Origin of the sequence: Pseudonocardia sp. D17, assembly GCF_036984265.1 — a bacterium.
Lineage (GTDB): Bacteria > Actinomycetota > Actinomycetes > Mycobacteriales > Pseudonocardiaceae > Pseudonocardia > Pseudonocardia benzenivorans.
The window spans coordinates 60430-78919 of the sequence record NZ_BPRG01000217.1 but is presented as its reverse complement, the minus strand read 5'-3'; the positions used below and the strand labels follow the sequence as shown (position 1 = coordinate 78919).

At 75.1% G+C, this 18490-nt stretch carries 16 protein-coding genes; 6 read left to right on the top strand and 10 right to left on the bottom strand.

The window, feature by feature from the left end:
* The 8 genes from glmM to PSD17_RS29800 all read right to left on the bottom strand — a co-directional run bounded on the left by glmM (nucleotide 1) and on the right by PSD17_RS29800 (nucleotide 6639).
* The gene (glmM, locus tag PSD17_RS29835; protein ID WP_339125757.1) at nucleotides 1-1338 is read right to left on the bottom strand and encodes a phosphoglucosamine mutase; all 1338 of its coding nucleotides are present in this window, start codon (nucleotides 1336-1338) and stop codon (nucleotides 1-3) included.
* A gap of 11 nt (nucleotides 1339-1349) precedes the next feature.
* Nucleotides 1350-1919: a 30S ribosomal protein S9 gene (gene rpsI, locus PSD17_RS29830; RefSeq protein WP_339125755.1), complete on the bottom strand. Its 570-nt coding sequence runs from the start codon at nucleotides 1917-1919 to the stop codon at nucleotides 1350-1352.
* Between the two features lie 32 nt (nucleotides 1920-1951).
* Nucleotides 1952-2395, bottom strand: a complete 444-nt coding sequence (gene rplM / locus PSD17_RS29825) for a 50S ribosomal protein L13 (protein WP_013677416.1) — start codon at nucleotides 2393-2395, stop codon at nucleotides 1952-1954.
* A 212-nt stretch (nucleotides 2396-2607) separates the two neighbouring features.
* On the bottom strand, nucleotides 2608-2895 hold the full coding sequence (locus PSD17_RS29820; protein ID WP_013677417.1) for a WXG100 family type VII secretion target: 288 nt from the start codon (nucleotides 2893-2895) through the stop codon (nucleotides 2608-2610).
* A 10-nt stretch (nucleotides 2896-2905) separates the two neighbouring features.
* Nucleotides 2906-3217, bottom strand: coding sequence for a WXG100 family type VII secretion target (locus PSD17_RS29815; RefSeq protein ID WP_013677418.1), 312 nt, complete (start codon nucleotides 3215-3217; stop codon nucleotides 2906-2908).
* A gap of 80 nt (nucleotides 3218-3297) precedes the next feature.
* Complete coding sequence (locus PSD17_RS29810; RefSeq protein WP_103381026.1) at nucleotides 3298-3807, bottom strand: GNAT family N-acetyltransferase; 510 nt, start codon at nucleotides 3805-3807, stop codon at nucleotides 3298-3300.
* A gap of 77 nt (nucleotides 3808-3884) precedes the next feature.
* Nucleotides 3885-5396 (bottom strand): AtzH-like domain-containing protein, encoded by a 1512-nt coding sequence (locus PSD17_RS29805; RefSeq protein WP_339126003.1) that lies wholly within the window; start codon nucleotides 5394-5396, stop codon nucleotides 3885-3887.
* Nucleotides 5397-5514: 118 nt separating this feature from the next.
* Entirely contained in the window at nucleotides 5515-6639 is a 1125-nt protein-coding gene (locus PSD17_RS29800) for an acetamidase/formamidase family protein (RefSeq protein ID WP_339125749.1), read from the bottom strand.
* A 129-nt stretch (nucleotides 6640-6768) separates the two neighbouring features.
* On the opposite strand from PSD17_RS29800, the gene PSD17_RS29795 reads away from it, so the two are divergent.
* The 4 genes from PSD17_RS29795 (at nucleotide 6769) to PSD17_RS29780 (ending at nucleotide 10442) form a co-directional block, all read left to right on the top strand.
* A complete protein-coding gene (locus tag PSD17_RS29795; RefSeq protein ID WP_339125747.1) occupies nucleotides 6769-6993 on the top strand; it encodes a hypothetical protein in 225 nt (74 codons plus the stop codon).
* Between the two features lie 438 nt (nucleotides 6994-7431).
* On the top strand, nucleotides 7432-8652 hold the full coding sequence (locus tag PSD17_RS29790; RefSeq protein WP_339125745.1) for an amidohydrolase family protein: 1221 nt from the start codon (nucleotides 7432-7434) through the stop codon (nucleotides 8650-8652).
* 110 nt (nucleotides 8653-8762) lie between these two features.
* Nucleotides 8763-9767 (top strand): isopenicillin N synthase family dioxygenase, encoded by a 1005-nt coding sequence (locus tag PSD17_RS29785; protein ID WP_339125743.1) that lies wholly within the window; start codon nucleotides 8763-8765, stop codon nucleotides 9765-9767.
* 108 nt (nucleotides 9768-9875) lie between these two features.
* Nucleotides 9876-10442: a helix-turn-helix domain-containing protein gene (locus tag PSD17_RS29780; RefSeq protein ID WP_049803516.1), complete on the top strand. Its 567-nt coding sequence runs from the start codon at nucleotides 9876-9878 to the stop codon at nucleotides 10440-10442.
* Between the two features lie 17 nt (nucleotides 10443-10459).
* Here PSD17_RS29780 and PSD17_RS29775 read toward each other — a convergent pair whose 3' ends face one another.
* Together PSD17_RS29775 and eccCa are read right to left on the bottom strand one after the other, a co-directional pair.
* The gene (locus PSD17_RS29775) at nucleotides 10460-11668 is read right to left on the bottom strand and encodes a type VII secretion-associated protein (protein ID WP_339125741.1); all 1209 of its coding nucleotides are present in this window, start codon (nucleotides 11666-11668) and stop codon (nucleotides 10460-10462) included.
* 2 nt (nucleotides 11669-11670) lie between these two features.
* Nucleotides 11671-15576: a type VII secretion protein EccCa gene (gene eccCa, locus PSD17_RS29770; protein ID WP_339125739.1), complete on the bottom strand. Its 3906-nt coding sequence runs from the start codon at nucleotides 15574-15576 to the stop codon at nucleotides 11671-11673.
* Nucleotides 15577-15738: 162 nt separating this feature from the next.
* Here eccCa and eccD point away from each other — a divergent pair, with 162 nt between their 5' ends.
* Both eccD and mycP read left to right on the top strand, forming a co-directional pair.
* Entirely contained in the window at nucleotides 15739-17205 is a 1467-nt protein-coding gene (eccD, locus tag PSD17_RS29765; RefSeq protein WP_339125737.1) for a type VII secretion integral membrane protein EccD, read from the top strand.
* Nucleotides 17202-18377 carry a type VII secretion-associated serine protease mycosin gene (gene mycP / locus PSD17_RS29760; protein ID WP_339125735.1) on the top strand — a complete coding sequence of 392 codons (1176 nt, stop codon included), beginning with the start codon at nucleotides 17202-17204 and terminating at the stop codon, nucleotides 18375-18377. The genes eccD and mycP overlap by 4 nt, the downstream gene beginning before the upstream one ends.
* Nucleotides 18378-18490 lie beyond the last annotated feature (113 nt).

The window sequence follows — 18490 nt, the reverse complement described above, 5'->3', positions numbered from 1 at the left end:
TCAGGACGCGGCGGCGACGACCTCCGCGAGCCGGGCGGCGACGGCATCGGCGATCTCCGACGTCGGTGCCTCCACCATGACGCGCACGAGCTGCTCGGTGCCCGACGGCCGCAGCAGCACCCGGCCGGTCTCGCCGAGCTCGGCCTCCGCCGCGGTGACGGCCTCGCGCACGGCTCCCGACGCGGCGACCGTGTCCTTGTCGCCGACGGGCACGTTGACCAGCACCTGCGGCAACGACGTCATGACCGAGGCCAGGTCGGCCAGCGACCGCCCGGTCGAGGTCATCCGCGCCATGAGCCGCAGGGCGGTGAGCAGGCCGTCGCCCGTGGTGGCGTGGCCGGGCAGCACGACGTGCCCCGACTGCTCGCCGCCGAGGCTGTACCCGCCCGCGCGCAGGTCCTCCAGGACGTAGCGGTCGCCGACCGCGGTCGTCCGCAGCACGACGCCCTGCTCACGCATGGCGAGGTGCAGCCCGAGGTTGCTCATGACGGTCGCGACGAGCGTGTCGTCGACCAGCTCGCCCGCCTCGCGCATCGCGACCGCGAGGATCGCCATGATGTGGTCGCCGTCGACGTCCGCGCCGGTGGCGTCGACCGCCAGGCAGCGATCGGCGTCGCCGTCGTGGGCGATGCCCAGGTCGGCGCCGTGGGCGACGACGGCCTCGCGCAGCGGGCCGAGGTGCGTCGAGCCGACACCGTCGTTGATGTTGAGACCGTCGGGCGAGGCGTGCAGGGCGACGACGTCGGCCCCCGCCTTGGCGTAGGTCTCCGGCGCGGCGACCGATGCGGCCCCGTGCGCACAGTCGACGACGACCCGCAGCCCCGCCAGCGACCCGGGGGTGGCGGCGAGCAGGTGTGCGCCGTAGCGGTCGATCGCGTCGGGCAGGTCGCGCACCCGGCCGACGGCCGCGCCCGTGGGGCGCGCCGCAGGCGGTGTGAGGCCGGACTCGATCTCGAGCTCGACGTCGTCGGGGAGCTTGTTCCCGCCCGCGGCGAAGAGCTTGATGCCGTTGTCGGGCATCGGGTTGTGCGATGCGGAGATCATGACGCCGAGATCGGCGCCCAGCTCGGCGACGAGGTGCGCCACCGCGGGCGTGGGCACGACACCGACGCACACGGCGTCGGCGCCCGCCGAGGCGAGACCGGCCACCACGGCGGCCTCGAGCATCTCACCGCTGGCCCGAGGGTCACGGCCGACGACCGCGACCGGCCGGTGCGACCGGTCGTGGGCGGCGAGGACACGGGCGGCCGAGGCCGAGACAGCCACGGCGAGCTCCGGAGTGAGGAGCTCGCCGTTGGCCAGGCCCCGGACGCCGTCGGTTCCGAAGAGTCGACGCATCCGGGTGAAGATCAGCGCTTGCTGTACTGAGGCGCCTTGCGGGCCTTCTTGAGGCCGTACTTCTTGCGCTCGGTGACGCGCGCGTCACGGGTGAGGAAGCCGGCGCGCTTGAGCGGCGGGCGGTCCTCCGAGTCGGCCTCGACCAGGGCGCGGGCGATGGCCAGGCGCAGGGCGCCCGCCTGACCGGAGATCCCGCCGCCGTGCAGGTTGGCGAAGATGTCGAAGCGCTCGGTCTTCTCGACCGTGACCAGCGGCTCCCGGATCAGCTGCTGGTGCAGCTTGTTCGGGAAGTAGGTCTCGAGCGGCTTGCCGTTGAGCGTGAACTTGCCCGACCCGGCGACCAGGCGGACCCGGACGACGGCCTCCTTGCGGCGGCCGACGGTCTGGATGGGCCGGTCGATCAGGACCGCGGGGGTCTCGACGGCGAAGGACTCGTCGGCGACGAAGTCGTCGGCCGCGAAGTCCTCGACATCCTCGGCGACGGCGGCCTCGTCGGCCACGGCCTCCTCGGTGTTCTCCACGGCAGCGGTCTCGTCGGCGACGACGGTCTCGTCGACGCCCTCGGACTCGGGGCTGGTCACGTCCTGTCCCTCTTCGTTGTGGCTCGGGTCGGTCACTGCGCGACCTGGGTGATCTCGAAGGCCTGCGGCTTCTGCGCGCTGTGCGGGTGCGTCGGGCCGGCGTAGACCTTGAGCTTCTTGGCCATGGCGCGACCGAGGCGGTTCTTGGGAAGCATGCCCTTGATGGCCTTCTCGACGAGCCGGTCCGGGTGCTTCTCGATCATCTCGCCGACCGAGCGCTGGCGCAGACCGCCCGGGTAGCCGGAGTGGCGGTAGACGAACTTGTCGTCGCGCTTGTTGCCGGAGACGGCGATCTTCTCCGCGTTGACGATGACGACGAAGTCGCCGGTGTCCATGTGCGGGGCGTACGTCGGCTTGTGCTTGCCCCGGAGCAGAGTCGCGGCGTGCGTGGCGAGCCGGCCGAGCACCACGTCGGTGGCGTCGATCACGTGCCAGGCGCGGGTGATCTCGCCGGGCTTGGGGCTGTACGTGGGCACGGATCTACCTCGTCGTTCTCGGCTCGGGATGCCTGTCGTCGCTGGGTGCGGCTGACCTGAGGGCTACCCCGGGAAGGCAAGCACACCGCTCCTGGTGGAACGGCGGCGGCTCGCCCGCCGCACATCGATGGTCGAGGGTACCCGCCGCCTTCGAGGCGGGTCAAAACGCCCCCCTCCCCGTCGCGCGGCGGGTCCTGCGGCCCCGCCGGACGTCACTGCCAGCGGCGCGCGTTGGCCTGCTCGACCTGCTGATAGTTGTCGTTCGCCGCGCCGAGCGCGGCGCCGATGCGGGCCAGCACCGACGCCAGGTCGGCCGCCGCGGAGTCCCACTGTCGCTGCCGCGCCCGGTAGTCGGTCGCGGCCTGTCCCTCCCACGTCGCGGCGAGCGGGGCGAGGTAGCGCCTCAGCTCGTCGAGCCGGCCGGAGATGCGCTGCGCGGTCGCCGCCACGTTCTGCTGCGCGGCGGCGATCTCACCGAAGGTCACCTTGATCTCGGACATCGCGCGCCCCTCAGCCCAGCACCGACCGGATGGACGAGAGGCCCGCGGCCTGCTCCTCCTCCTGGCGCTGGTACGCCGCCGCCGATCCCTGCACGGCGGTGCCGATCGCCTGCAGGGCCTCGTTCAGCCTGCGGGCGTCCGCGTCCCAGCGGGCCATCAGCCCGGAGAACGCCGTCGCCGCCTCCCCACGCCACGCGCTCGCCAGCGGGGTGAGCGCCGACCGCAGCGCGGTGAGGTCGGCCTGCACCTCCTCGTTCACCCCCAGTACGTGCCGGCCCGCCCGCTGCATCTCCGCGGTACTGGTCCCGAACCCTCCGGCCATCTCGCCTCCGTCGTCGCCCGTCTCGGAGCGCCCACCGTGTCAGGGCGAGCGGGTCCGCGATGGCGGTTCGGGGCGGTCGTTCACCGCGGTGAACGGCGCAGGACCTTGCCGAGATGGCGGGCCCCGGACGCGCCGGCGTAGACGCCGAACGCCGCGACCGGCTCGTAGCCCTCCGCCGCGTACAGCGCGATCGACTCCGGCTGTCGCGATCCCGTCTCCAGCACCAGCCGCGCGTAGCCCGCGGTCGCGGCCGCGTCCTCCGCGGCGCGCACCAGCGCCCGGGCCAGGCCGTTCCGGCGGTGCGCGGCGCGCACGTACAGCCGCTTCATCTCGGCGACCGGGCCGCCGACCGGGTCCGCGACCTCGGCGCGACGGATCGCCACGCAGCCCGCCGGCTCGTCGTCGACCCACGCGACCAGCACCAGCCCGTCGGGGGGCCGGAACTGGGCGGGGGCCACCGGCGTGTCGTCCCGGCCCCCGTAGCGGACGACGTACTCCTGCTGCACCTCCTCGACCAGCTCGGCGACGACGGGATCGGCGTAGTCGTGCAGCCGCACGTCGAGCCGCTCGGTTCTGCGCCCGGGTTCCACGGTCCCATCCTGCGCGTCGGCCGGTGACCGGCGCGGCCGACCGTCGGTACCGCTGCCCGGGGTGGCAGCCGCAGGACTCAGCGAGATGCGGCCGCCGCCGCGAGCGCCTCGGTGACGGTCCTGCCGAGCGCGAGCAGGGCGCGGTCGGTGTCCGGCGCGCCGACCAGGCAGAGCCCGACCGGCCGCCCGTCGGACATCCACAGGACGGGCAGCGCGACCGCCGGGGCCCCGGCCAGGGAGGCGAGCTGGGTGAGGCGCACCGTCGCGGTGCGCTCGTCCTCGACGATGTCCTTGCCCGCGTGCAGCGACGGCGCGGGTCCGGACGACGCGGGGAGCACGAGCACGGTGTCGGCGAGGAGCCGGCGCAGTCGCTCGCGGGCGTCCCGGACAGTCTCGCGGGCCGTATCGGCCTGGTCGGTGGTGACCGTGGCCGCGAACGCGAAGCGGCCGCCGACGTCGGGTCCGAAGGCTCCCGGGTGGTCCCGGGCCCAGCCGCCCTGCCCCTGCCACACCTCGAAGGCCTGGAGGACGCGGAAGGCCCGCGCCCACGCGGTGATCTCGTCGTGGGCGAGGTCTGCGTCCTCGACCGGCGCGAGGACCCCGGCGCCGGTCAGCTCGGCGAGTGCGGCGGTGACACGCGTGTCCAGCTCCGCGTTGATCCATCCGCGCAGCGCGGGTATGACGGCCGTCCTCGACCCCGGCGCCACATTCGGTCGGTGGGCGAGCAGGACGTCGGCGACCCGAGCGGCGACGTCGACGTCGCGCGTCAGCCACCCGACGGTGTCGAACGACGGCGCCAGGGGGTGCACGCCCTCGACGGAGATCGCGCCGTGGCTGGTCCGGACACCGACCAGCCCTTGGTAGGAGGCCGGGACCCGCAGCGAGCCCGCGGTGTCGGTGCCCAGACCGATGTCGACCTGGCCCAGCGCGACGGCCGCCGCCGGGCCGCTGGTCGAGCCACCGCTCAGGCAGCCGGGCGCCGCCGGGTTCGGCGGCGTGCCGTAGTGGCGGTTCTGCCCGGCGAGGCTGTAGGCGAACTCGTCGGTGCGCGCGATCCCGGTGACGGCGGCGCCCGCAGCGAGCAGCTGCTGGACGGCAGGCGCCGAGCGCGCCTCGGGCTCCTGATCGGCCAGCCAGGTCGGGTTGCCGAGGCCCATCCGCTCGCCCGCCACGGCGAGCACGTCCTTGACCGCGACGGTGAGGCCGTCGAGGACCCCGCTGCCCGCCGGCTCGACGAGAGGGGTCCCGACCTTCCGCCAGATCGAGCCGTCGACGGCAGGCGGTCGCGCGGGCTGGGTGACGTGCGCGGCCGTGACCACCCAGCGGTCCTCCCGCCGCTGCCAGAGTTGCGTCTGGAGCCCGTGGGCGCGCGTCCCGGCGTCCGTCGTCACGGCCGCGACCAGGACCGCGTCGTCGGCGAGCGGCCGGACCTCGAGCACGACGGCCCGCCGGCTCGGGGCGCCGCCGCGGCCGCGGCGGAACGCGGCGATCTGGTCGTGGCCGACGAGCAGCGTCGTGCCGTCGCCGCGCAGCGTGTGCGGGCCCGCGGCGAAGAGCGCGTCGAGCGTGTCGACGTCGTCGGCGCGCAGCGCCCGCTCGTACTCCTCGAACGCCTCGACCAGGCCCTCCGGGACCGGCGGATCTCGACGGTGGCGACGCCGGGCGACGCCGGCGCGGACCGCGCCGTCGCCGCCCCTGTCGCACGGCTCACGGCAACACCCTCCCGGTCGCGGCGAGGTCGGCGAGCCGGATCAGCGCGTGGGCGCCCTTGACGACGTCCACGACCTGCGAGATCTCGAAGTCCGTCGCGGCGCTGAGGTAGGCGTAGGCCACCTCGGGAGCCAGCCCGAAGATCGAGGTCAGCATGGTGACCGCGTTGCGGCCGCACTCGCGGACCGCTTCGTCGAGGTCCTCGTCGAGCCCGGTGGGGATGAGGAACTCCGGGGTGCGGGCGAAGGGGCCGCGCACCGGGCCGAACCGGGCGCGTGCCTCGGCGGCGGGGACGAGGTCCACCCGCAGCGTCGCCCGCAGCGAGGCCTCCAGCGCCGTCAGAGCGACCTCACCGTTGCCCTGGGCGAAGTGCGGGTCCCCGACGTAGAGGCCGCCACCCTCGACCTGGACCGGCAGGTACAGGCTGGTCCCGGCGACGAGCCGCCTGATGTCGAGGTTGCCGCCGTGCAAGCCCGGCGGGGTCGAGTTGAGGCGCTCGACACCGGGTGTGGACACGCCGATGATCCCGAGGAAGGGGGCCAGCGCGAACCGGATCGGGCGGTCGATGTCGCCCGGGGTGAGCGGGAGGGTGCCGCGGGCCTGGTCCAGGCCCAGCTCCAGGCCTTCCACCTGGCAGAACACGCTGGTCAGGTCGCCTTCCTGCGGGAAACGTTCGGGGAGCAGGCCCAGGCCGTGCCGGCTCGAGATGACGCCGTAGGGAACGCGGGGGGTCAGTTCCTGCAGGTGGACGACGATCACGTCGCCGGGCACGGCCCCCGAGACGCCGATCGGGCCGGTGATGACGTGGGGGCCGTCGTTCGGGTCGTGGTCCACGCTCGCCGAAACCGTGACGGCGTCGGCGAGGACCTGGTCGGCGGGAACCCCCTGCGAGCCGAAGAACGCGACGGGGTCGCGGCCCTGGTCCTCCAGGATTCCCTCGTGACTGATCGTGTCGACGACGACCGTGGCCCCTGGCGCGATCTCCAGGACCGGGGCGTCGGCGGCACACGGGAGCCGTCCCCACAGGACCGAGGACGGGGTGGCCGGCAGGTAGTTCGGCGGTCGGTCCGCCGCGGGCAGTGGCTGGCGCAGGATCGCGTCCGTGATGGGAGCCGTGGTCATCGCCGATCCGCTCCCGATCCGGCCGGGGTACTGCATGCCGCCATGTCTTCCTCCTCCGAAGCACCCCCGGAACCGTCCGGGGATCGCGCCTCTGGCGTTCGTGACGTTGACACCATCAACGTTCTTGTCGTGCGGGACCTGGTCCCGCTCACCGGCCGCACCGCCGTCGACGTCCCGCTCGCGGCGCCACCGGTTGACGTTCGACCTGCGACGATCGTCGACCGTCCAACCGGGACGCAAGATGTCCCGGTGGCTGTTAACGAACCCGAAACGGACGCGGGCTCATCGGGCGACGTGCGTACCGTTACTGCTGTCAACGATGACGGCAGCAGCACCCGCGACGCCGCGGACTGAAGGGGCTACATGGCGGTACGACCCGAGTGCCGCCCGTCCTCCGACGGTCGCGAACTGCCCGGTAGGGACCCGTCCACGTTGATCACATCAACGTCTCGGACGTCGGCGTCGACCCCACCGGTCGCGACACCCACCCGCGCTGGACGCGCACGTACGTGGATCATTGCGAGCGAGTCCGCCCCACGTCGGCAGTTAACGAAGAAGAAACAACGACTGCCGCCGGCCGTCACGCACATCCGTAGCGTTGATGACATCAACGTTCGGTCGGGCACGCCGCCGAGTTCGGATCGGCACCGGCCGACCCCGCGGGACTCGTGGGTCGCTCGTCGCCCCGACGGCACGGTCGATCCCGGGTCGCCGACCCGTGGGACATCGATGAGGAGGGCGAAGTTGGACCTCGTGGTACGTCACGCTCGGTTGTCCTCGGTCGCGCAGGAGGTGCCGGGAGCGATCGCCGGGACGGGTGCGGACCTGGTCGACATCGGAGTGTCCGACGGCAGGATCGTCCGGGTCGACGCCGGGCTGCCGCCCGGTGCCCGCGAGCTCGATGCGGGCGGCCGTCTCGTGCTCCCCGGCTTCGTCGACACCCACCTGCACCTGGACAAGTCGCGGGTCGCCGACCGGTGCGCCCAACGGGAGGGAACGCTGGCCGAGGCGATCCGGGAGACAGCCGCGGCCAAGGCGGCGTTCACCGAGGAGGACATCTACGAGCGCGGCCGCCAGACGCTGGAGGGCTGCGTGCTGCAGGGCACCACGCGGGTGCGCACCCACGTCGAGGTGGACCCCGCCGTCGGACTGCGCGGCGTCAACGCGATCACCCGCCTCGCGGCCGACTACGCCTGGGCCGTCGACGTCCAGCTGTGTGTGTTCGTCCAGGAGGGGATGACCGACAGCGACGAGACCGACCGGCTCGTCGTCACCGCGCTCGAGCGTGGCGTGCCGGTGATCGGCGGGGCGCCCTATGCCGACGTCGACCCGCCCGGCCAGCTCGACCGGATCTTCGAGCTGGCCCGTCGCTACGACGTCGACATCGACCTGCACCTCGACTTCGGCGACACACCGGAGGGCATGCAGCTCGAGGACGTGTGCGCCCGGACCGTCGCACAGGGCTGGGCGGGTCGGGTCACCGTCGGGCACGTCACGCAGCTCTCCCTCGTCGACCCGGGGCGCTACGCCGCGCTCTGCGAGCTCGCGGTCTCCGCCGGCGTGGCGATGACCGTGCTGCCCGCGACCGACCTGTTCCTGATGGGACGGGCCGTCGAGCACTCCAAGCCGCGGGGGCTGACCTCGCTGACCGGGATGCTGGAGCGGGGCGGCGTGTGCTCGCTCGCCAGCAACAACATCCTCAACGCGTTCACCCCGTTCGGCGACGGCTCGCTCGTGCGGATGGCCAACCTGTATGCCAACGTCGCGCACGTCGGTACCCGCGACGGGCTCGCCATGTGCCTGGACATGGTCACCACCCGCGCGGCCCGGCTGCTGCGGGCCGACGACTACGGCATCCGCCCCGGCGCACCCGCCGACCTGGTCTGCCTGGACGCGACCAGTGACGCCGACGCGGTCGCGCGGCTCGCCCCCGCGGCATGGGCCGTCAAGGACGGCCATCCGACGTTCCGGCGCGAGTTGCCCGTCCTCACCCGGCCGGTGGCGCACGCGTGATCCACGACCCCGGCAGTGCTCGCCGGGTCCTGACCTCCCCGCTCGACCCCTGTCGTCTCGCGAGAAACCCGTACGCAACCGAGAACGTCCCTCACCCTGGAGGACCAGCCATGACCCTCATGACCGTCCCGGTCATCGACATCTCGCCCTTCCGCTCGGGCACCCCCGCGCTGAAGGCGGAGGTGGCCGCGCAGGTCGCCCAGGCCTGCACCGACATCGGCTTCCTCGTCATCTCCGGCCACGGCATCGCCGACGACCTGATCTCCCGGATGTACCGGGCCACGAAGTCGTTCTTCGAAGGTCCGCTCGAGAACAAGCTCGCCGTCGCCCGGCCCGAGGCCGGACAGATCCGCGGCTACAGCGGCGTCGAGCAGGAGGGCCTCGGCCTGCTCGAGGACCAGCCCGCCCCGCCCGATCTCAAGGAGTCCTACGACATCGGCCCGCTCGACGCCCCGGCCGACGACTACCACCAGGCCGAGGCGGCCGGCGCGCACTTCGCGCCCAACGTGTGGCCGACCGGCGTCGAGGACTTCGAGCCCGCGTACCGGGCGTACTACCAGGCCATGGAAGGCCTCACGCTGGAGATGCTCGAGATCTTCGCGAGCGCCCTGGACCTGCCGCACGACTACTTCGTCGACAAGGTCGACAAGCACATCAGCATCCTGCGCACCAACTACTACCCGCCGCAGCTCACCGAGCCCAAGCCCAACCAGATTCGCGGTGGCGCGCACAGCGACTACACCGCGATGACCATCCTCTGGCAGGAGGACGTCGAGGGCGGCGGCCTGCAGGTCGAGAACAAGGCGGGTGAGTGGGTCGACGTCCCGGTCGTCCCCGGCACCTTCGTCGTCAACCTCGGTGACTCGCTCGAGCGCTGGACCAACGACAGGTGGGTCTCGACGATGCACCGCGTGGTCAACCCGCCGCACGAGATCGCGCGGACCCAGTCGCGAATCTCCATCCCCTACTTCGTGCAGCCGAACTACGACGCCGTCATCGAGTGCATCCCCACCTGTTTCGACGACGAGAACCCCGCCAAGTACGAGCCCATGCGCAACGGCGAGTACCTGTACATGAAGTTCACCCAGCAGAACACCCTCGCGGCCGCGGAGTAGCCGAGTGACGCGGCCGCGCCGTGCCCGGGCGTGGCCGCGTCCCGGCGCGGATCATCAGCGACCACGGACACGACGATCCTCGCGGCGCGCTCGGGTACGGTCACGCGGGTGAACGGCCGCGACGACACCGACGAGCTCCTCGCGGCGATGGGCGCAGCGATCCGCAGCCGCCGCCGCTCGATCGGGATCAACATCACCGAGCTCGCCGCGCTCAGCGGACTGAGCCGGCCCTTCGTCAGTCAGCTCGAACGCGGGCTCGCCCGGCCCAGCATGCGCTCGCTCACCGCGCTGGCCAACGCCCTCAACACCACCGCCCACGCCCTGATGGCCCTGCCCGACGAGGCACCCGTCACGCTCGTGCGCCGCGACGCCCCCAACAGCCTGGGCATCGGGCACAGCGACGGACAGGCACGCGGGCTCTTCCGCGAACGGCGCACCATGCTGCCCGTCGAGTACCGCTCGGGGCCGCGCGAGTTCGAGGAGTACTACGTGCACCGCGGTGAGGAGTTCATGTACGTCGTCTCCGGCGACTTCGAGATGGACCTCGACGAGCACGGCATCCAGAAGCTCGGCCCGGGCGACACCCTCTTCTACAGCGGCGGGGTCCGACACCGCTGGCGCGCGCTGACCGACGGACCGTTCTGCATGCTCCTCGTGCAGCAGGCCGACGACTGATCCGTCCGACACCCCCCTCAGGCGCGGACCACCGACCCGACGACCTCCGCGCACGCCCGCGTCAGCGCCCCCGACGTCACGGGCCCGTGCCGGCAACCCACGCTGAGCTGGGCCGGCCCGTCGAGCAGCACGGTCCAGTCGACGAGCGCGCCGTCCGCGAGGAGCTGGACGTAGGTGGTGACGGGCCGCCCGGCCCGCACCCCGACCGCCCACCCGGACAGCGGCTCGCCGGCGGCAACGGCGGCGTCGAAGACGGCCCGCAGCTCGGCGGCGGCCCGCCGCGGTTCGAGTGCCGCGTCGTACCCGAGATCGGTCCGCTCCACCGCGACGAGCTCGACACCGTTCGGCACGTCCCGCGGCGTCACGACGGTGCGCCGTCGCTCCGGTCGGCCACCGGTGTGGACCCACCCCTCGGGCAGCGTGAACCGGTAGCCGTACTGCGCGAGGGTCGCGGCCGCCGGCGCCGTTGCCGGGGCGACGCGCCCGGCGTTCCCGTCCCCGTACAGCAGAAGGCCGGCCCCGGCACCGACGACCAGCAGCAGCGCGACCGTCGCGGCGACCGGCCGCCACGGCCGCCTGCGCGGTGCGGGCAACAGCCGGGGCACCGGACCGGTGCCGGGCGCGTCCGGTGCCCGCGGCGCGTCGCTCACGGCGGCAAGGACGAGCGCCGCGGCCGGATCCGCGGCCACCCGGACCCCGGTGACGCCCGCGGCGTCGAGCAGCTCGGCGAGCAGCGGATCGCGGGCGAGCCCGCCGACGAGCACGACCTCTCGGACCCGGTGCGCCCGTGCAGCGTCGGCGACGACCACCACGACCTCGGCCAGCACCGTCGCGAGCAGCTCGCGGGCCGCCGTGGACCGCCGGGCGAACCGCTCGCGGGCGGCGCGCGCGACGGCCGGGTCGACGTGCAGCGCGGCCGCCAGCGCGGCGTCGCACGCGGTGCCGCCCACCGGAACGCGGATCGTGGCCGTCACCCGGGAACCGTCCACGACGGACACCCGTGTCCCGGACGCACCCGCGTCGACGACGAGCCGCGCCGCCTCGCCACCGACGGCCGCGGCCGCGTCGACCCCGACGACGAGAGGGTCGACGGGCCGTCCGAACAGCAGCCGGACCGCCTCGCCCGGATCGACCCGCCCGGCCAGCTCGGCCACGACGCGAGGCGCCGGGTCGGCGACGGCGACCCGCGTGCGGTCGGCACCCGGCGCGACGGCGACGCGCACCATGCTCAGCCGCCCGTCTCGTCGGACGCGAGCCAGCCGATCTGGATCCGGCGCGGCCCCCGACGCCGGTCGACGAGCACGGCCCGCCCGGGCGGCATCGGTCCGGCCTTGACGTTCTCGACGAGCGCGCCCTCGTCGGGGCTGCCGTTCATCACCAGACCCGGCGCACCGAGCTCGCGCAGCCGGCCGAGCACCGGGTCGTAGAGCGCGCGGCCGGCGCCGCCGCACCGGCGCGCGACCACCACGTGCAGCCCGACGTCCTTGGCCTGCGGCAGGAACTCCGCGAGCGGCAGCAGCGGATGCGTCCCGCCCGTCGCGGTCGGTGCGACGAGGTCGTAGTCGTCGACGAGCAGCCACACCTCGGGCGCGGTCCACCAGTCGCGGGCGCGCAGTTGCCGCGGGGTGACGTCGGGGCCGGGGAGCCTGCGCCGCAACGACTCCGCGACATCGCGGGCGGCGGCGGCGATGGTCTCGGCGGTGCTCGGCGCGGCGAGCAGGTGGCCGTCCGGGACCGCGTCCAGCAGCGCGCGCCGAGGGTCGACGACGACGAGCCGCGCCTGCTCCGGGGTGAACCGTGCGCAGACCTCGGCGGCCAGCAGCCGCAGCAGCGCGCTCTTGCCGCTCTCGGCGTCGGCGAAGCACATCAGGTGCGGCTCGGCCGCGGGGTCCAGCTCGACGAGGGCCAGCCCGTCCTCGTCCAGCCCCAGTCGCAGCCGCCCGGGCGCCGCGGCGGGCAGTGACCGGAGGTCGACCCGTGCGGGCAGCGTCCGCACCGGCGGCATCCCCTCCCCCGGCCACGCGGCCGCGACGGCGGCGACGAGCGCGTCGGTGTCGGGGTGTGCGCTCGTCCAGGGCGCGGCGACGACGGCCGCCGCGCCGTCCGGGGCGAGGCAGTGCCCGGGGCGCGCCGGGACGGTCGCCGCCCGCCTGCGGTCGATCTCCGACTCGCCGGGCTCGCCGAGCCGCAGCTCGATCCGGGTGCCGAGCAGCTCCTTGAGCGCGGGTCGCAGCTCGCTCCAGCGCCCCGCCGCGACGGCGAGGTGCACGCCGTAGCCGAGGCCCTGCGCCGCGAGGGGCAGCAACCGCGTCTCGACGTCCTCGAACTCGGTGCGCAGCGCGAGGCAGCCGTCGACGACGAGCACGACGTCGGTGGCGGGCTCGTCGGGGAAGTCGCCGGCGGCGCGGCGGATGCGGAACTCCTCGACGGAGGCCATCCCGGCGTCGCGGAAGAGCCGTTCGCGTCGGGTGAGCAGCGCCGCTACCTCGGCGACCGTGCGGCGCACCAGGTCGGGGTCGCCCCGGTCGGCGACGGTGCCGACGTGCGGCAGGCCGCCGAGCCGGGCCAGCGCGCCCCCACCGAGGTCGATCGCGTGGACGCCGACCGCTGCCGGGGAGCGGCTCGCCGCGAGCGCGGCGACGAGCGTCACCAGCGCCGTGGACTTGCCGGCCCGGGGGCCACCGACGACGGCGACGTGGCCGGCCGCACCGGCCAGATCGATCTCGAGTGGTTCGCGTCGTTGCTGGTAGGGCCGGTCGACGACGCCGACGACGGCCCGCAGGCCCTCCGCGGTGGCACCGAGCTGCCCATCGTCGAGCGGGGCGTCGTCGAACGCGGCACCGAGCGCGGCGGTGTCGAGCGGGGGCGGGTCGTCCAGCGGCGGCAGCCAGACCCGGTGCGCGGGCGGACCGAGCCCGTCAACGGCGGTGATGAGCTCGTCGAGGACGGACGCGCCCGGCCCGGACCCGTCGTCGGGCAGAGGCTGCGAACCGTGCCACTGCGCGACGACGTCCACCCCGAACGGCAACGCCCGCCGCACGCCCGCGTCGCCGGTGGACCGCGACCCGCGCGCGGCCGGGCCCGAGACGTACGTCGCCCGGAAGCGCACCAGCTCGCCGGTCCCGTCGGCGAGGAACGCCGAACCCGGCACGGGCGGCAGCTGATGCGCGTCGGGGACCCCGAGCACGGCACGCGACTCCGCGGCGGAGAAGGTGCGCAACGCGATCCGGTACGACAGGTGCGACTCCAGCCCGCGCAGTCGACCCTCCTCCAACCGCTGCGACGCGAGCAGCAGGTGCAGCCCCAGGGAGCGGCCGAGTCGCCCCACCGTCACCATCAGGTCGATCAGCTCGGGTCGCTGCGCGAGCAGCTCGGAGAACTCGTCGACGACGATCAGCAGCGCGGGCAGCGGCGGCAGCTCGGGCCGCTGCCGTCGGGCGGCGGTGTAGTCGGCGACACCCGAGAGGTTGCCGGCGGCCCGCAGCAGCTCCTGGCGGCGGGTGATCTCGCCCGAGATCGCGGCGGCCATCCGGTCGACCAGCGTCAGCTCGTCGGCGAGATTCGTGATCACCGCGGAGACGTGCGGCAGGCCCGAGAGGCCGAGGAACGTCGCGCCTCCCTTGAAGTCGACGAGCACGAGGTTCAGCTCCGCGGGGTCGTGCGCGGTCGCCAGCCCCAGCACCAGGCTGCGCAGCAGCTCCGACTTGCCCGAGCCCGTCGCGCCGATGCACAGCCCGTGCGGACCGGAGCCGCCCTGGGCGGACTCCTTGAGGTCCAGCAGCAGCGGGTTGCCGTGCTCGTCGACGCCCAGCGGCACGCGCAGCCGGTCGGCCGCGGTCCGGGCGCGGCGCCTCCGCAGGGCGGTCACGTCTGCGGGTCCCGGCCGGGGCGGGAGCCCGAGCAACGACGGGAGATCCTGCGGCGCAACGGATTCGCCGTCGTCGGCGGTCGGGGCCGCGGCTGGTCGGTAGCGTGCGAGCCTGCGGGCGAGAGCCGCCGCCTCGACGGCGCCGAGCGCGTCGGGCACGCCGACCGGGGTACCGGCGTCGTCGCCACGCACCCGCGCGAGCGCACCGGTCGACACCACGAGCCGCACGACCGACGGGACCGACCGCCTGCCCGGCGGGGCACCGACGCGCAGGACCGTCACACCGGCGACCGCGGCCCACGCCCCGGGCGCGTCGGTGCCCTCGACCACGACGAGCACGTGCGGCTCGGCCGGCCCCGCCGCGGCCGGCCGTCCGGCCAGCTCCGCGGCGAGCAGGCCGCGCAGCTCGTCGGCGTCCGAGGTCACCATCCGGACCGGGCCCACGGCGTCGCTGCGTTGCGGGTGGCCGTTGTGCGGCAACCATTTCACCCACTCCCAGGCCGCCCGGTCCGCGGCCAGCACGGCGACCAGCGCGTCGGCGGGGCTGTGCCACATGACGTACTGGGCGACGATCGCGCGGGCCAGCGCGCGCGCCGGCTCCGGATCGGTGCCGGTGCGTTCGAGCCACACCGTCGCGGTGGACCGCAGTGCCAGCGCGACCGGCAGGTCGGCGACGACGGAGTGGCACCCGAGGAAGCGCCGCAACGCCGCCGCGGTGACCGGCTCGACGCCCTCGACCGGGCCGGTCTGCGGGGCGGTCAACCGGGTCGCGAGCCGCTGGGGCCCGAGCGCGACGCGGACCTGCGCGAAGTCGGGATCGGTCGGACGCCGTTCCCAGAGCCTGCCGGCGGCGACGACGTCGACCCACGCGGCCGGCCCGGGGTGCACCGAGCAGAGCGCGGCCCGCTGCTCGTCGGCGACCTGCCGGACGCGGGCGCGCTGCGTCGCGAGATAGCGCAGGTAGTCGCGCCGGTCCTCGTCGAGCCCGGCGGCCCGGGCGGCGGGCCCCTGCCCGGCCGATCCCGACACGGCCATCGCGATGCCGGACAACACGATCATCCCGCCGAACGTCCACGACGACGGGTTGCGGACGCCGAGTGCGGCGACCATCCCGATCGACCCGACCACCATCACGACGGGCAGCAGCCGGCCCGCCAGACCGCCCGGCACGACGCGCTCCGGCTCCGGCGGCGGTTCGAGCACCAGCTCGCCCGCGGGCATCCGCGGCGTGGACCGGCGCGGCCGCACGATCGCGATCGTGCCCACTGGCACTCCTTTCGGCACCGGCCCGGGTCGACGCTGTCAGGTGCGAACGACCGGCCGCTGGTTCGTCGGTTCGGCCCGTATGGGGCCGAGAGCGCGGCGATAGTAGGCAGCCCGGGCCACCCGCCGTGGCCGATTCACAGAACGGAACACGAGGTGACCGCCGTGGCTCCCCGTCCCGATCCGGCCCTGGCGACGCCGCCCGTCCCGGACTTCTCGGCGACCGTCCCGCTCGGCAGCGATCCCTACGCGAGCGCGCGGCGCCAGGCCGGCACGCCGCCGGTGCCGGGCTCGCCCTGGTGCCGGGTGACGGTGTGCGCCCCGCACCGCACCGCCGACGTCGCGCTCCCGACGGGTGTGCCCGTCGCCGAGCTCGTCCCGATGCTGCTCGACCTGCTGGGCAGGCCATCCGGCATGTCCGGCGGGCCGGTGCCATGGCGGCTCGCGACGGCCGCGGGCGCCCTGCTGCCCGCCGCCTCCTCGCTCGACCTGCTGGGCGTGCTCGACGGCGAGGTCCTGTACTTCGCCCCGGACGTCGCCCCGCCGCCCCCGCCGGTGCTCGACGATCCCGTCGACGCGCTGGCCCGGGCCGCGACACCGACACCCGGGGGTGGCATCGAGGGCGCCGGGTCCGTGCTCGCCCTGCTGGTCGCGGGCATCGCGGCCGGGTTGCTCGCCGTTGCCGCGGCGACCGGGTCGGCAGGGCGGGTGCCGGTCGCCGTCGTCGCTGCGCTGCTCGCGGTGGGGGGCGTCGTCGCGGCGGGGCGGCGGCCGCCCGACCTCGCCGGGCTGCGCGAGGCGCGGGTGGCGGCCTTGGCGGCCACGGGTTTCGCCGCGGCGGCGGGGTGGGCGGCGCTGCCGTCGGGTCCCGGTGGGCTGCTGCTGGCCGCTGCCGCGGGCGGGGTGGCGGCGGCGGGTGGCCAGATCGTGGTCCGGGTCGTCACGCCCGCGCTGCTCGCCGTCGCCACCATCTCCGGCGCACTCGTGGTGGCCGCGACCGGGGCCCTGCTGACCGGGGCCGGGGCCGCGCCGGTGGCGGCGACGACGGCAGCGGTCGCGCTCGCCGCGAACGCGCTGGTGCCCCGCTGCGCGCTCCGGCTCGCCGGGCTCCCCTCCCCCGCGGTCCCGCCCATCGACGACGACCTCGTCACCGGCGCCGGGGCCGACATGTCGCCCGACGAGCTGGCCGACCGAGCCGACCTCGCCCGCGGCTACCTCACCGGTGGGGTGGCGGGCCTTGCCTGCGTCGCGGCCGGCGGAGCCGTGGTGGCGACGACGTCCACGGCCGTCCCGTCGTGGCTCGCCGCGCTGTTCGCGGCGCTCGTCGCCCTCGTGCTGGCGCTGCGGTCACGCGGCACGCCGGACGCGGCGACGGTGCTCGTCCTGCTGACCACCGCGGCTGTCGCGGGGCTGGCCGCGCTGCTGCCGGTGGCCGCCGCGGGCCCCGTCGGGCCGATCGTCGTCGGGCTGGTCCTCGTCGCGGCCGCGGCCGGGCTGGGCACGCGCGGCAGGGTCGTCGCCTCGCCGGTCCTCCGGCGGGCGACCGACATGATCGAGATCGGCCTCGTCGCGACGACGGCGCCCCTGGCCGTCGCGGTGTCCGGCCTGTACACCGTGGTCCACGGCCTGTGATCAGCGCCCTCGCCGCGGTGGCCGCCGCCGCGCTGCTCGCCGTCGCACCGCTGCACGCGACCGTCCCGGCGCTGCACGCGCCCGCGCACTGTCACGACCCCCGCGACGGCCCGCCGCCGACGACGGTCGACCCCGCCGTGGCCGCTCTGCGGCTCGACGCCGCGCACCGGCTCGCGACCGGCCGCGGCGTGCGCGTCGCCGTCATCGACACCGGGGTGGCCGCGCACCCGCGGCTGACGGGCCGGCTCACCGGGGGCGGCGACTCCGTCGGCGGCGGGACCGGGATGCAGGACTGCGACGGCCACGGCACCGCCGTCGCCGGGCTCATCGCGGCCGCGCCCGACGACGCGGACGCGTTCACGGGGGTCGCCCCCGGCGCGTCGGTACTCGCGATCCGGCAGTCGAGCCTCGTGTTCCTCGACGACGCCGGGCGGACCACACCGGTCGGCGACACCAGGACCCTGGCCGACGCGATCGACGCCGCCGTGCGGGCGGGCGCCGACGTCGTGAACGTGTCCGAGGCCGCCTGCACCAGCAGGGCCGAGGCCGCCGCTGCCGCCCCGCCGCTGCGCCGGGCACTGCGGGAGGCCGTCGAGAAGAACGTCGTCGTCGTGGCGGCGGCGGGCAACATCGGGAGCGGCGGCTGCACGGGCGAGCTCGTCGCGCTGCCCGGATCGCTGGGCGCGGACGTCCTCGCCGTGGGGGCGGTCGACCGCTCCGGGACGCCTGCGGGCTTCAGCGTGCGCGGGCCGTGGATCGACGTCGCCGCGCCCGGCGACGGCCTCGCCTCGCTCGCGATCCCCTCCGGTTTCACCGGTCCGACGTTGCGCGGCACCAGCTTCGCGGCACCCTTCGTCAGCGGGACCGCGGCGCTGCTGCGCGAGCGCAACCCTCGGATGAGCGCCCGCGCGATCATGGACAGGATCGTGTCGACGGCGCGGCCCGCCGGTCCGAGCGACGCCGTCGGTGCCGGGATCGTCGACCCCGTGGCGGCGCTGGGCGGCACCGCCGACCTCGCCGCCCGGGCGCCGACGGCTCCGCTGCCGGGACTGGGTGTGCGGATGGCCCCGCCACCCGGCCTCCCGCCCGAGGTCGGCGCCGGTGCGGTGGGGGTCGCGGCCCTCGCCGTCCTGCTCCTGGTCCGCGCCCTGCGCCGGCCTCGGCAGCGCTGACACCGGCAGCCGCCCGTCCCTGTCTCCCGACCGCAACCCCACTGCTGTCCGGACGCGCGATCACGACGCGCAGGTTGCGCCCGGCGGCGGCAGCGCCCGGGAATCGGCCGCCC

Coding starts and splice junctions, on each gene's coding strand:
- glmM (WP_339125757.1), bottom strand. CDS start 1,338: ATGCGTCGACTCTTCGGAACCGACGGCGTCCGGGGCCTGGCCAACGGC.
- PSD17_RS29820 (WP_013677417.1), bottom strand. CDS start 2,895: ATGTCCGAGATCAAGGTGACCTTCGGTGAGATCGCCGCCGCGCAGCAG.
- PSD17_RS29815 (WP_013677418.1), bottom strand. CDS start 3,217: ATGGCCGGAGGGTTCGGGACCAGTACCGCGGAGATGCAGCGGGCGGGC.
- PSD17_RS29800 (WP_339125749.1), bottom strand. CDS start 6,639: ATGACCACGGCTCCCATCACGGACGCGATCCTGCGCCAGCCACTGCCC.
- PSD17_RS29785 (WP_339125743.1), top strand. CDS start 8,763: ATGACCCTCATGACCGTCCCGGTCATCGACATCTCGCCCTTCCGCTCG.
- PSD17_RS29775 (WP_339125741.1), bottom strand. CDS start 11,668: ATGGTGCGCGTCGCCGTCGCGCCGGGTGCCGACCGCACGCGGGTCGCC.